This is a genomic window from Mycobacterium sp. GA-1841 (assembly GCF_001954135.1).
Taxonomy (GTDB): Bacteria; Actinomycetota; Actinomycetes; order Mycobacteriales; family Mycobacteriaceae; genus Mycobacterium.
Map to the genome: position 1 here is coordinate 37,222 of NZ_MBEQ01000020.1, position 13,049 is coordinate 50,270.

The 13,049-nt window shown below is 66.8% G+C and carries 11 protein-coding genes; 3 read left to right on the forward strand and 8 right to left on the reverse strand.

The features are described from left to right. Positions 1-4: 4 nt before the first annotated feature. The 3 genes from A5740_RS05995 to A5740_RS06005 are packed head-to-tail and all read right to left on the reverse strand — an operon-like array spanning position 5 to position 5,575. Positions 5-3,367 (reverse strand): ATP-binding protein, encoded by a 3,363-nt coding sequence (locus A5740_RS05995; RefSeq protein ID WP_076192324.1) that lies wholly within the window; start codon positions 3,365-3,367, stop codon positions 5-7. Next, positions 3,360-4,094, reverse strand: a complete 735-nt coding sequence (locus A5740_RS06000; RefSeq protein ID WP_076192326.1) for a DUF4194 domain-containing protein — start codon at positions 4,092-4,094, stop codon at positions 3,360-3,362. Before A5740_RS06000 ends, A5740_RS05995 begins: the two co-directional genes overlap by 8 nt. Next, positions 4,091-5,575: a DUF3375 domain-containing protein gene (locus A5740_RS06005; protein ID WP_076192327.1), complete on the reverse strand. Its 1,485-nt coding sequence runs from the start codon at positions 5,573-5,575 to the stop codon at positions 4,091-4,093. Before A5740_RS06005 ends, A5740_RS06000 begins: the two co-directional genes overlap by 4 nt. Positions 5,576-5,718: 143 nt before the next feature. Here A5740_RS06005 and A5740_RS06010 point away from each other — a divergent pair, with 143 nt between their 5' ends. Next, positions 5,719-6,807 carry a methyltransferase gene (locus A5740_RS06010; protein WP_076192340.1) on the forward strand — a complete coding sequence of 363 codons (1,089 nt, stop codon included), beginning with the start codon at positions 5,719-5,721 and terminating at the stop codon, positions 6,805-6,807. Here the strand turns inward: A5740_RS06010 and A5740_RS06015 are convergent. The 5 genes from A5740_RS06015 to A5740_RS06035 form a co-directional block, all read right to left on the reverse strand. Beyond that, the gene (locus tag A5740_RS06015) at positions 6,804-7,289 is read right to left on the reverse strand and encodes a hypothetical protein (RefSeq protein ID WP_254849090.1); all 486 of its coding nucleotides are present in this window, start codon (positions 7,287-7,289) and stop codon (positions 6,804-6,806) included. The genes A5740_RS06010 and A5740_RS06015 overlap by 4 nt on opposite strands. Before the next feature lie 20 nt (positions 7,290-7,309). Next, positions 7,310-9,172, reverse strand: a complete 1,863-nt coding sequence (locus A5740_RS06020) for an alpha/beta hydrolase (protein ID WP_076192330.1) — start codon at positions 9,170-9,172, stop codon at positions 7,310-7,312. Between the two features lies 1 nt (position 9,173). Further along, positions 9,174-9,479: a type VII secretion target gene (locus A5740_RS06025; RefSeq protein WP_076192331.1), complete on the reverse strand. Its 306-nt coding sequence runs from the start codon at positions 9,477-9,479 to the stop codon at positions 9,174-9,176. A 72-nt stretch (positions 9,480-9,551) separates the two neighbouring features. After that, positions 9,552-10,175, reverse strand: a complete 624-nt coding sequence (locus A5740_RS06030; RefSeq protein WP_076192332.1) for a TetR/AcrR family transcriptional regulator — start codon at positions 10,173-10,175, stop codon at positions 9,552-9,554. Positions 10,176-10,217: 42 nt separating this feature from the next. Beyond that, positions 10,218-11,357 carry a glycoside hydrolase family 3 N-terminal domain-containing protein gene (locus A5740_RS06035; RefSeq protein WP_076192333.1) on the reverse strand — a complete coding sequence of 380 codons (1,140 nt, stop codon included), beginning with the start codon at positions 11,355-11,357 and terminating at the stop codon, positions 10,218-10,220. 103 nt (positions 11,358-11,460) lie between these two features. On the opposite strand from A5740_RS06035, the gene A5740_RS06040 reads away from it, so the two are divergent. Together A5740_RS06040 and A5740_RS06045 are read left to right on the forward strand one after the other, a co-directional pair. Further along, positions 11,461-11,634 carry a DUF2613 domain-containing protein gene (locus tag A5740_RS06040; protein WP_003891682.1) on the forward strand — a complete coding sequence of 58 codons (174 nt, stop codon included), beginning with the start codon at positions 11,461-11,463 and terminating at the stop codon, positions 11,632-11,634. Between the two features lie 40 nt (positions 11,635-11,674). Next, on the forward strand, positions 11,675-13,049 hold a 1,375-nt coding region (locus tag A5740_RS06045), incomplete at its 3' end, for an alpha-(1->3)-arabinofuranosyltransferase family protein (protein WP_217696684.1).

Here is a 13,049-nt window from a genome sequence, read left to right on the forward strand (position 1 = left end):
GACCTCAGGCGCTCGGTACCGCCTCGCCCGAAGTGCGTCGCAGATCGGCGAATTCGGAGATCGACGCCGAGGTGACCGACGCGACCGGCCGGGCATTGGGCGCCGAGGCATCGGACTTCGACACCATCACCACGTTGTCGATGTAGGGCTGGATGGTGGTGCTGTTCTGCACCGTCGACACGATCACCAGCTGGAACCCGAACTTCCGGAACGCCGAGAGCGCCTGCTGGGCGAACTGCGGATCGGACTTGGAGAACGCCTCGTCCAACATGAGTTGGGCGAACAGCGGCCGGGTGTCGTTGCTGTCCGGGTTGGCCAGGTTGAAGCTCAGTGCCCCGGCCAAACAGAACGCCATCAGCTTCTCCTGCTCCCCGCCGGAGTTGTCACCGGAGTTGCTGTAGGTGCGGATCACCTCACCGGTCTCGGCGTCACGCTCCTCGCAGTACAGGACGAACCGGTTGCGTACGTCCAGGGCGTCACGGGTCCACTGCCGGTCCTCGGGTGTGGTGCCGGCCAACAGCTTTCGCAGCTGCAGGATGTCGGTGTACTGCTCGAACATCGCGGTCTCGTCACCGAAGCTGACCAGCGACACCCGTGACGAGATCCGTTGCGCCTTCTCGTTGAGCTCGTCGACGGCGGCCAGGTGGCGGGTACCGGCGTGCAACGTCAACCGGGTGCCGCGGTTGAACTCCACTGCGCCGAGGCCGGTGTTGACCCGGGCGATCTGCTCGGTGATGCGCCGGGCCTCGTTGTCGGCGATCATGTGCAGGTTCAGGATCGCACCGGGTGCCTGTTCGGTGATCAACCGCTGCATGCGCTCGTAGGCGTCGGGCAGTTCCCGCTCGTCGATGCGCCGGCACAGCGCCACGTAGTCGTGCACCCGCTCGTCGAACACGTCGCTGTCGTTGGGAATCGCGTCCGGGAACGAGCTGTCGTACGCGGACATGATGCCGGCCAGCTCATCGTGTGAGCGGTTGCGGTCCGCCCGCAGCCGGTCACGCTCGCGACCGATGACCCGGGCCAATTCGCTTCGGTACGGCTCGGATTCGAGCAGTTCCAGCGGCAAGGCCATGTCGGCGGCATAACCGTCGATGGTGTCGCGGGTGTGCTGCGGAAGCTCGGTGGAGCCGAGCCGATCGGTCAGCGCCTCACTCAGTTCCAGAAGCGCGGTTCGCCTGCGGTCCAGGGTGGTCTCGCGCTCGTTGAGCGAGCCGATCTGCTGGATGACCTTCTCGACCCGTTCCCAGCACTCATCGGCCCGCTGTTGCAGCCGCTCGGCATCAGGGTTGTCCGAGACCAGCAGATCGTGTTCGTCCTGCAGCCGCTCGAGCACCGCGTCGACCGAGTCGGTGTCGATGTCGCTCCACTGCATGTACTGGTCGCACAGCGCGCGGCAGGCTCGCTCCCGCGACTGCAATTGACCACGGTGCTCGTCGAGCCGCTCGCGGGCGGTGCGTGCGGTCTGGTACACGTCCTGCGCTGCGGCTAGATCATCCTGCAGCGCTTCGATTTTCGCTGCGGTACCGCCGAGGAAGATGTAGTCCGACGGCCGCAGCCGTGAGCGATCGTCCTTGATCGACAGCCGGCCACTGTCCTTGCGCAGCCCCTGGTCGGTGACGGCCCGGGACTGCTGGGTGAATTCCTCGGGGCCGTCGACACACACATGGTCCCCGACGCTTGCGATCACGTTGAGGGCTTCTACGGCGCTGTCGTGAGTGGGATCGGCCAACTGCAGTTTGGTGGCCAGCGTTCCGGGTTGCGGCGTGCGCAGTTGCGCACCGTGCTGGACGTGCTGCAACTGGATGCGCCCGCGCATGTCGTTCTCGTTGACGAATCGCAGGGCGCGGTCCAGGTACGCCTCGGGTACGAGCAGCCGTAAACCCGCTCCGCGCAACACTTTCTCGACGGCCAGCCGCCAGCGGGTCTCCTCGGGCTTGAGCTCCATCAGTTCGGCGACGTAGACCAGGTCCCGCTCCGAGATGTCGAGCGCCCGGGCGATCCGCGCCCGCATCTCGTACTCGGTCCTGGGTAGTGGTGAGCCCAACCGCTGCACCCGCTCAAGCTCGGCTTCCACGCTCTCCCGGGTTTCGCGGGCCCGCACCTCCTTGGCCGAGGCCTCGACGTAGGGCTGGTTGCCGGTGAACAGTTCCCGGTGCAGCCGGTCGGCCTCGTCCATCAAGGTCTCGCGCAACGACCAGAATTCCTCACCGTTGTCCGGCGGTGTCAGCCCCAGCGAGGTGACCTTGTCCTCGTAGGCGCTGCGCCGCCGCGACACCTCTTCGCTGACCCGTTCGGCCTCGGTCAGTCGCTGCTGCAACGGCACCAGATCCACCGTCATGGTGTTGATCTGCGCCATCAGCGAGTTGTGCTCGTTCTTCAGTTGCCGCTGCTGGGAACCGAACTCGTCACGCTGGGCGCCGAGCTGGGTGATCTGATCGTCGAGGTTGTCGATCTCCGGGCCGGCCTGCGCCAACCGCAGGTGGTCGACATAGTCGCGGATCATCGCGTTGTCGATGGTGTCGATCACCCCGAACTTCGCCGCCTCGTCGGCGTAACGGGCCTGCACCGCAGCGATGTTGCCCAGGGTGTTGCGTTTACGCCGGGCCACGTCGAGCAGACCGCGAGCCTCGACCAACGGATTGATCTGCTCGAGGGCCTCTTCCACCCCACTGAGGCTGACCGGCTCGTCGAGCATGAATTCCCGGACGAATTGCTCCAGACCGCCAACGCTTTTCAACGACTTCGCCTTGCCCAGCAGCTGCTGGGCGGCCTCCGAAGCCCGAATGCCGATGCTGGAGTACAGCTGCGCGAGGTACTGGCTCTCGCTGCGGCCGCCGGTCCAGCCGTCGTCGCGGAACACCGCGGCGTCATAACCGTTGGACGCCCACCGGTTGCACAGGCCGAAGATGTCCCGGTCGGCATCGATCAGGTAGTAGCGACTTCCTGGGTCCGAGGTCTTCTCCGCCGCAAGCCATTTGAGCACGAGTCCGGTGACCGCGCGTCCGCTGCGGTCGCTGTAGGTGACCGCGACCGCCGACCAGGCCGGACCCGTCCCACGCAGGTACATGATCTGGCGGCTGGTGCCCTCGCGGCGCTCGCCCCAGGCACCGCGCACGTACTTGTCCACAGTGCGCTTGCCGGTGCCCGAGCCGGCGGCGGTGGTATCCCCGGAGGCGTTGAAGTTACGCCGGTGCGACGGCAGGAACGCCAGCGAAATCGCATCCAGCAGTGAGGATTTACCGCTTCCGGACGAGCCGGTGATCAGGGTGCCCTGCGGGCTGAACGGGATCGAGTGGTACCCGTCGAACACACCCCAGTTGATGACCTGCAGGCGCGACAGATAGAACTGGTTGGTCGGTTCAGCCATGTGCGTCCACTTCGTCGGAGAGCCGTTCAGATGTGCCCGTGCCGTTCGCCGCCCGCTTGAGCTGCTCGAACTGCTGCTGCAGTTCGGTGATCATCGATGCCGTCATGATCGCGTTCACCACCGGGCTGATGGTGAAGCTGTCTTCGTCTTCCCGGTTTCGGGCCAGCATCTCGATGTCGGTGAGCCGCTCGATCGCGTTGTCGATCCGTTTGTCGAACGAGGCGGTGTCCCGGTCGGTGTCGTTGTTGACCCCGGCGAACAACTCGTGGATCTCGTCGCGGCTGATCAGGACGTTCTCGTCGCGCGCGGCCGCACGCATCAGCTTGGCCAGGTGCAGGGCCAGGACCGAGTCGTAGGTGTTGAGCGTCTCGCGGCGCAGCAGCCGGCGCCGCCACTGTGATTCGTAGTCGGCCTGTTCGACGTAGGCGATGTCGTGGTCGTCCGAGATGCACAGTCGCATGTCGAGTTCCGAGAGCCGCACCGTGAGTTCGCTGCGGTAGCGCGTGACCCATGACCACAGTTCGGAGTGATTGTCCTTGCTGACGTAGCGGCGCGACAGCAGGTGCTGCAGCGCCCAGCAGGCCCGGTCGGGAAGCTCGCTGACATCGCCGTCGAATCGGGGCGCGCGGTGCGCTTCGACGGACTGCTCGACAGCGTCGATGCTGGGCAGGGCATCGAAATCGATCGCCGCATCGGAAACGGGCGAGGTGTCCGGGGTGTCGGTCATAGCATGCTCTCGCTGGCAGTAGGGATCGGCTCGGTGAAAACCAGCCGGGGGATCTCGATTTCGCGGTCGACGCCTTCCAGCGACCGGAACCGCACGCGCACCGACTCGGCGTCTTCGGGAGTGGGTTGCTTGAGCGCCCAGGACCACAGCACGATCACGTGCCCCAGGTAAGCCGAGTCCAGCAGTTCGATCGCCGCGGGCAAAGACAACGGTCCGGAAGCGACGGCACCGTTGACCAACTCGGCCAACTCGGCCGCATCCACCTGGGATGCCAGCGCGGAGAACGCCGAGAGGTTCACCTCGCCCTCGGACGGCTCGGCCTGCGAGGGCGGGATGGCGTCACGAATCTTGAAGGCCACGGCGCCGATGGAGTTGAAGTCCGTCCGAACCAGGGGAACCTCGATACCGAGGCGGCTGTCGGCGAGGGAGACGCTGAGCAGGTCATGTGCGCTGGCCAGCGCATCGTTGAGCTGGCGGGTGACGCCCCGGCTGTGCTCCAAGGTGCCCGACGCCACGAACCGCTTGATCCGGCGGGCACAGCGCTGCCGGGTCCGGCCCACCTCGGCGGTCTGGGCCGACACCAGGCTGAAGAATCCGGTCATCACCTCACGCAGGCTCGGATCCAGATGCGGGAGTTCGCGGGTGACCGCCTCGATGTCGGCGACCAACGCTGCCCGCTGGTCGGGGTCCTGGATCATCCGGGTGAACGCGGTGTAGGACGCGCTCTCACGAGAGGCGAACAACGACTCGTAGTCGTCGAACAGTTGGCGCTGGCGTTCCCGGTAACCCAGATCGGTGTCGGCGGAGGCGTCCAACAATCTGGTGGTGATGCGGTTGAGCATGCTGCCGTACTGGCCGATGTCGGAGACGATCTGCTCCATCTGCAACGCGATGGCCCGCGCCTCGTCCTCGACGTCGACCAAGTCGGGTTCGGGACGCTGCCCCTGCTCCAGCGCATCCAATTCGTCGCGCAACTTGGCGATTTCGGCTTCGATGTCGGCGCGGATGCGTTCCGGGTCGTTGCTGACCTGTCCGGCGACCCGGCGCAGCCCGGCCGCGATGCCGGTGATCGAGCCGCCGGTGGCGATCGTGTCCTCGCGGCGCATACGGCGGGCGAAATCCAGCACGGCCCGCGCCTCGTACGTCAGGTAGCAGACGTTGCGCTCGCTGCCCCCCGACTGCTCGGTGACGCGGTGCAACCAGCCCTGGCTGGCCCAGTACTTGATCAAGGCCAGTCCCGACTGCTCGGTGTCGGAGCCGAGATCGGACAGGTCGCGTTCCAACCGCACCACCAATTCGGTCTCGGTGAGCTTGGCCCCACGGTCCAAATGGCGTTCCATCAGCGTGAGGTAGGTGGCCAGGTTGTTCGTCACCAACAACCGTGCCGATCGGGAATCGGCCAGCTCAGAGTTGAGCTGGTAGAGCTGTTCCAGCGCTCCGCCACCGCCGGCGGCAGGCCGATTGCCGGTGGCCTCAGGCATGGCCGGCCCTTCGTTTCGCAATGGACATCGGCCCCACTTTATGCGGCTGACATGAGGGGCCCGTCGCCCGTTCGGTTTGCTGACCGCCACGGTTGTGGCCGATAGTGACCAACGCCTCAGCACCGGTGCCCTACAGTCATCCGGTGCCCGCTGCGAAGGTCCCGCCCGCCCGGCTCGTTCGCGCCGTCGAACGCGTCCGCCACCATCTGCGTCGCCTGCATCAACGTGCGGTTCCGCCGCCTGCCGCGGTGCTCGAGATGATCCTGGGTGCCTGGGTGGCCCAGGGCATCGCCGCCGCCGCACAGCTCGGGGTGGCCGACGCGCTGGCCGATGGCCCGCTGCGTGCCGAGGAGCTGGCCGCCCGCGTCGAGGCCAATCCGGACGCCCTGGACCGGCTGATGCGCGCCCTGGTCGGCGAGGGCATCTTCCGTCGCACGTCCGACGGTCGTTATGCGCTCAACGCGCTGGGTGACACCTTGCGAAAAGACGCACCGGTCTCGATCGCCGGGATGGCGAAGTTCGTCGGCTCACCGCAGCATCGTGAGCACTGGAGCCATCTGGCCGACGCGATCCGTACCGGCGAGGCCGTCATCCCCACGCTGCGCGGCATGAAGACGTTCGACTACATCGTGTCCGACCCCGAACTCGGCGCGATCTTCAACGACGCCATGACCAGCATCTCCGAACTGGCGATCGCACCGGTGGTCGCGGCCTACGACTTCTCCCGGTTTTCCACGATCGCCGACGTCGGCGGCGGCCACGGCCGACTGCTGGCGGCCATCCTCGAAGCCACCCCGGCCGCCCGCGGAGTGCTCTACGACCTGCCTCAGGTGGTCGAGGGGGCGCCGGAACTGCTGAACAGGTACGGGGTGGCCGATCGGGTTCGCATCGTCGCGGGCTCGTTCTTCGAGAGCGTCCCGCCGGGCGCCGACGCCTACCTGATGAAGAACATCATCCACGACTGGCCCGATACCGAGGCGCTGACGATCTTGCGCAACGTCCGCACGGCTGCCGCCCCGGGGACCACGCTGCTGCTGATCGAAGGCGTGATACCCGATCACGATCGCGAGTACCTCGGCAAGTGGACCGACATGGAGATGCTGATCGGCATCGCCGCGCAGGAACGCAGCGCCGATGGCTACCGAAAGTTGTACGAGCAGGCCGGGTTCCGGCTGAACCGCGTGGTCCAGACCGCCTCGCCGTTCAGTGTGGTGGAAGGTACGGCGGTCTAGTCCTCTTCGGCGCACGGCGAGGTCGCCGAAACGTCGAGTGCATAGATGCCGGCCGCATTGGTTCCGGCTTTGACCGAGACGATGTAACCGCGGCTGTCGCGGTATGCCTTGTCATTGGGCGGTTCGGGTTCCGGCCGGGTCCACGGGACGGGCTCGAACCCCTGCTCGCGCAAGGTCTCGATGCGACTGAGGGCCGCCGCGACCAGTTCCTGCGGGGGGTCGACGATCCAGGCGTTGCGCCGCACCCGCCAGGGCGGCCCGGCGGGCATGAACGCGTCGTCCGTCCGGCATCCGAGCTTGTCGGCGTGCGCGGGGTCGGGATCGATCGGCTTGTCCACGATCATCGACACGAAGCCGGACACGGTCCGCGCGGCCTCGGTGACGGTCAAGCTGGTCGGTTGCATCGTCGCCTCACCTTCGACAGCGGGCCGATCCGACCGGAAGAACCCGCACGAGCTCGTCAACACCAACAGCGTCGTCATGAAAAGCGTTGTGACTATCTTCATTTGACCTGCACTCGCGGGCCCGCTTCGGGATGATCCGTCACCCGCGGATTATCCCACGGATGCTGGCGTCTTTCGTACGATCCGTCGTCATCCCAGGGCAGGTCGGGAATTTTGGGTGCGGCGCCGGCCCGGGCCTGGTCACTGGCTTCGGCCTGGAAGTTGCCGTCGTCCCCCACGTCGATGTCGACGTAGTTGGTCTCGATGCCGCGCTCCACGTAACCGGTGGCCTCACCGCCGCTGATGACCGCGACCATGTTCTGGAATGCATCGGATTCGTAATCGTCCCAGTACTTTCCGTGCGCATCGGTACCCACGATCACCTCGCCGGGGTGGGCCCCGTCTCTCCCGTAGTACCCGGTGTCCAGGCGAGTGACGCCGGGAATCTCGTCGGGATCCGTGGCCGAGGGCAGACCACCCAGCGGATTGCCGATCTGCCCGTCGACGGTGTGCGGAATGAACGGTATCCCGTCCGGTATCGCGACATCGCGCGACAGGGACTGGACCAAGGAGATCGGGTCACCCGGCGCGGTCATCGAATAGCGCTGCACGTTCGGGTTCGGATTGGTGTACTCCCCGGAGAGGATTCCGGTGCCCGCCGACGAGGCATGCAGGACCCGGTCGGCGCGCAGCCCCATCTGTTCGGCGGTTCCCACGATGGCGCCGCCGTAGGAATGTCCGATGTAGGTCACCGGCGTACCGGGGGCGCCCTGCCCCACCGCACGGTCGATCTCGTGCCCGAAGGACACCAGCTTGGGCGCCATCGACGCGGCGTACGACGGATCCGCCGCCTTGTCCAACCCCTGCGGGAAGTCGTCACCCATGTACAGGAAGACCGGCGATCCGCTCTGTTCGGCCAACTTCACGGCCGAAGCGTGGTTCGAACTGCTGCCGTTCAGATTGGTGTTGGTGCCCGGCACCACCACGCCGACACCCTTGATGCCGGGCTTGATGTCGCCGATCATCTCGATCATCCGCCCGTTGCCCTCGGTGGAGAACCCGACGAACTTGCGTGGCACGAAATGTCCACTGCCGTCGGGGAATTCGATGGGGGTGAGCATGGACTGCAACTGCTTGACCCGCGCCTCATCAGGTGGTTGCCTGCTCAACTCCGCCTGTAATGCGTTGCGAATGTTGATGTCGTTGGCCTCGATCCTGGTGTCGAACGGCACACCGTCGGTATTTCCCATCGTCTGCGGATCGGCCAGCACCATCTCGTGCAGGGTTTCCGGGCTCAGCCCGGCCAGGAACGCGGCCCGCTCGTCGGGGGTCATCCCGGCCAACCGGTCCACCAATGCCTTGGGGCTGTTCGGATCGGGAGCCTGCTTGGAATCCGGCGTGCCGAGCGACGCCACGGCGTCGCGAACTTGTTGACCGACTTTGTCGTCGGTGACCTCGAACTGCGCCAACATCGATTTGAGTCGTGCCGACGCCCTCGCCGCCTTCGCCTTCAACAACATCCAGTTCACCGGACTCAACCGGGAGTAGAAGTCGAGTGCGCTGCCGGGACGGATCGACACCGTCCCGTCATCGGCGACCTGCCAGCCCTGCCCTCGGAGCTGTTCGACATTGCTGAGAATGGCGTTGCGTTGCTGCACCAACTCGGCGCCACCGGTCTGCAGGGCGGTCTGCAACGCGGTCAGGCTGTCATGGAGGCGTTGCATGCGTTCCAACGTCGCGGTCGCGCTGGCGATGGCGGCGTCCGCCGAGGTGCCCGTCCAGGCCGACCGCATGTTGTCGATCGCCGCTCGCTGCTGATCCATCTGGGCAGCCAGCACCGAGGCACGGTTGCCGATGTCGGCCCCGCTCTGCGCGAGCGCCTCAGGGTTGGACGCCTGTACCTGCGAGATGGAGACCGACATGTCAGCCGGTCGGTTTGATCGAGTTCAGCCGACGCGCGGACTCGTCGTCGGTGCGTTCGTAGGAGTCGGCGGCGAAGGCCAGCTTGTTGGCGTGCGCGCTGACCTCACTGCCAACCGTCCGAGCCGCACTGTCGACGACGGAGGCGGCGTCACCGCAGGCGGCGCCACTCTGCAGGTCCGGCATCGCCGCAGCGGCTGTGGTCAGCGTCCGGCCGACGTCCAAGCCGGAGACCGCCGCGCCCACGGCGGTCTCGGTGCCGGCAGCGGCCCGCAGCTGTCCGGGAACAACCTTGAGCTCAGAACCCATGCGTCAAGCGTATTGCCCACAGAAGGGCCATCCTGACAGCAATTTTCGTCGGGACTGTCCCGGGTGCAGAGCTCAGCCGGCCGTCACCGACTGCGTGCCCGCGTCCGAGGGCGTTCCTTTCAGACCACGCCAGAACAGGTTGATCATCAACTCGGCGGCCTCGTTGACGTCGGCATCCCCGGTGCTCACCCGGCTGGCGATCGCCTCACCGGCGCCCACCAGCGCCACGGCCATCATCTCGAAATCACTGTCGGGCTGAGGGTTGCGCGTTCCGGTGCTCAACAGCCGGGCGACCAGGTCGATGATCCGCTCGCGGCCTTCCCGGACCGTGTGCGCGAACGCCTGCGAACTGGTGGCCTGGGTGTAGAGCACCATCCAGGAGGCCCGGTTCGTGTCGATGTAGGTGAGGAACGCCAGCACCGCCGTCCGAAGCAGATCTTTCGGACTCTGACTGAAGTCGATCTGGCCGCGCACGGTGTCCACGAACCGGGCCAGCTCACGGTTCAGGCAGGCACCGAACAGTTCTTCTTTGGAGCCGTAGTAGAGGTACAGCATCGGCTTGGAGATCTCGGCCTCGGCCGCGATCGCGTCCATCGAGGTCTCGTGGTAGCCGTTCACCGAGAAAATCTGTACCGCCGCGTCGAGCATCTGCTGTTCGCGTACGGCTCGCGGCAGCCGCTTCGTTCCACCTGCCATCCGAACAGGATAAGCGTCTGGGCGAGATCGTCAGGGACGGCCTCAGCCGCAGTGCACGCCGCCCTTGGCGTCGACATTGCGCTGCAACGCACCGTCCACGGTGGCCTGGGTCAGTTGACCGTCGGCCAGTGCTTTCTCCAGGCCGTCCAGCACCGCGGGCACCTCGTCGGTGGTGATCCAGAGTGCGTTGTCCGCGCCGGCCTGCAGGCCCCGCAGCACCGCGTCGGCCACGCCGTAACGCTGGTTGATCGCGGCCATGCTCGACAGGTCGTCGGTGTAGACCAGGCCGTTGAAGCCCGGACCGCCGTAACCACCCGAGCGCAGCAGCTGATAGGCGGCGGGGCTGAGGCTGGCCGGGTCGGAGCCGGTCAGACCAGGCACCTCCAGGTGGCCGAGCATCACCGCGACCGGCGCCTCGGTGGTCAGCGTCCGGTACGGCACCAGATCGTTGTTCTTCAGCTCCTCCAACGGCGGGGTGGTGACCGAGCCGGTGTGGGAATCACCCGAGCCGTGGCCGTGACCGGGGAAGTGCTTGAGCACCGGCAGCACGCCGGCGTCGCGCAGACCGCGGGCGTAGGCACCGGCATATTCGGTGACCTTCGCCGGGTCATTGCTGAAGGAGCGGTCGCCGATGACGGTGTCATCCGGGGCGTCGGAGACGTCGACGACGGGGGCGAAGTCGACCGTGATGCCCATGCCGCGCATCTTCTTGCCGCGTTCCAGCGCGATGCCGTACACCTTGTCGGCAGTGTGGGTCTGAGCCAGCACCCGCGCGGACGGCTGCTCACCGATCAACGAGGACAGCCGCGACACCCGGCCGCCCTCCTCGTCCACGCTGACCGCGAGCGGCAGCGGACCGGCCCCGACGATGTCGGGCAGCGTGCCGTCGGACAGCATCGACAGGTCGGTCCAACTGCCGATCATGATGCCGCCGACGTGCTGATCGGTGACCACCGCGCGGGCGTCGGCCGCGTCCTTGACCCCGACGGTCAGCAGTTGGGCGAGCTTGTCGCGGGGCGAAAGGTCCGCGAGATCACAGACCGGGGCCGCCGGCAGCGGCGCGTTGGTGGACATCGGCTTGTGCTCGTTGGAGGACGGTGCCGACGACGGAGTGCTCGGCGAGCAGGCCAGCAGCAGTCCGGACAACGCGACGAGGGTTGCGGCGAGACGCGGTGAAGCCATGGGCCCCGACCTTAGCCGGTGAACAAGTCGTTATCGATTCTCCGCGTGTCGGTGCCGCTGTTCCTCACCCGAAACCACGGCGTCGTCGTGCTAGGTTGGCCGGGTGAATCGGTTCGTCGTACCCTCCGCGGCCAGCATTGTCGTCGGCCTGCTGTTGGGAGCGGCCGCCGTTTTCGGTGTGACGTTGATGGTGCAGCAGGATACGAAGCCTCCGCTGCAAGCGGGCGACCCGGCGTCATCGGTGCTCAACCGGGTCGAGTACGGCGACCGGTCTTAGCTTGGATGTGCCGCTGACGCGGCGGGGCTCGGATGCGCCCCTGACGCGGCCGGCAGTTGACCCGCCGCTGTCGCGGCGCTGGTTATGGGTGGTCGCCACTGCGACACTGCTCCTGACTTTCGCCCAGTCGCCCGGAGAGATCTCACCCGATACGAAGCTCGACCTCACCGCGAATCCGCTGCGGTTCCTGGCTCGGGCTTTCAACCTGTGGAACAGCGATCTGCCGTTCGGGCAGGCGCAGAACCAGGCCTACGGCTACCTCTTCCCGCACGGCGCCTTCTTCCTCGCCGGTGATCTGCTCGGCATTCCCGGTTGGGTGACCCAGCGGTTGTGGTGGGCGCTGCTGCTCACGGTCGGCTTCTGGGGCGTCATCCGGGTTGCCGAAGTGCTGGGCATCGGCAGTAGGAGTTCGCGTGTCCTCGGCGCGCTGGCCTTCACGCTGTCACCGCGGGTGCTGACCACCCTGGGCGCGATCTCCTCGGAAACGCTGCCGATGATGTTGGCGCCGTGGGTGCTGTTGCCGGTCATCCTGGCGTTGCGGGGGGATAGGAACCTGCGGCTGCTGGCCGCAAGGTCCGCGGGCGCGGTGGCGCTGATGGGTGCGGTCAACGCCGTGGCCACCTTGACGGGATGCCTGGCCGCGATCATCTGGTGGGCCTGTCACCGGCCGAACCGGTTGTGGTGGCGGTTCACCGCGTGGTGGGCGTTGTGCGGGGCGCTGGCCGTCGCCTGGTGGGTGGTGGCCCTGGTGCTGTTGGGCCGGATCAGCCCACCATTTCTGGACTTCATCGAATCCTCGGGCGTCACCACCCAGTGGATGTCGCTGACCGAGATGCTGCGCGGCACCCACAGTTGGACCCCGTTCGTGGCACCCACCGCCACCGCCGCCGCATCGTTGGTGACGAGCACCGTCGCCGTGCTGGCCACCACCCTGGTGGCCGCGGCGGGTCTGGCCGGGCTCGCGATGCGCTCGATGCCCGCCCGCGGTCGGCTGATCACCATGCTGCTCACCGGGGTGGTGCTGCTGGCCCTCGGCTATTCCGGTGGCCTCGGCTCGCCGGTGGCGACCGCGGTCCAGGATTTCCTGGACGGAACCGGGACGCCACTGCGCAATCTGGCCAAGCTCGACCCGGTGTTACGGCTGCCGTTGGCACTGGGTATCGCGCATCTGCTGGGCCGGATTCCGTTGCCCGGCAGCGCGCCCCGTCTGGTGTGGCTCAGAGCGTTCTCCCGGCCCGAGCGTGACAAGCGGATCGCGGTGAAGGTTCCGGCCGGCGCGATCCGGCCGGTCCAGGCGATCGAGGTGCCCGCGGCAAGCGCTGACAGCACCACGATGGCCACCGCGATCCGCTTGTCACGCTCGGGCCGGGAGAACGCTCTGAGCCACACCAGACGGGGCGCGCTGCCGGGCAACG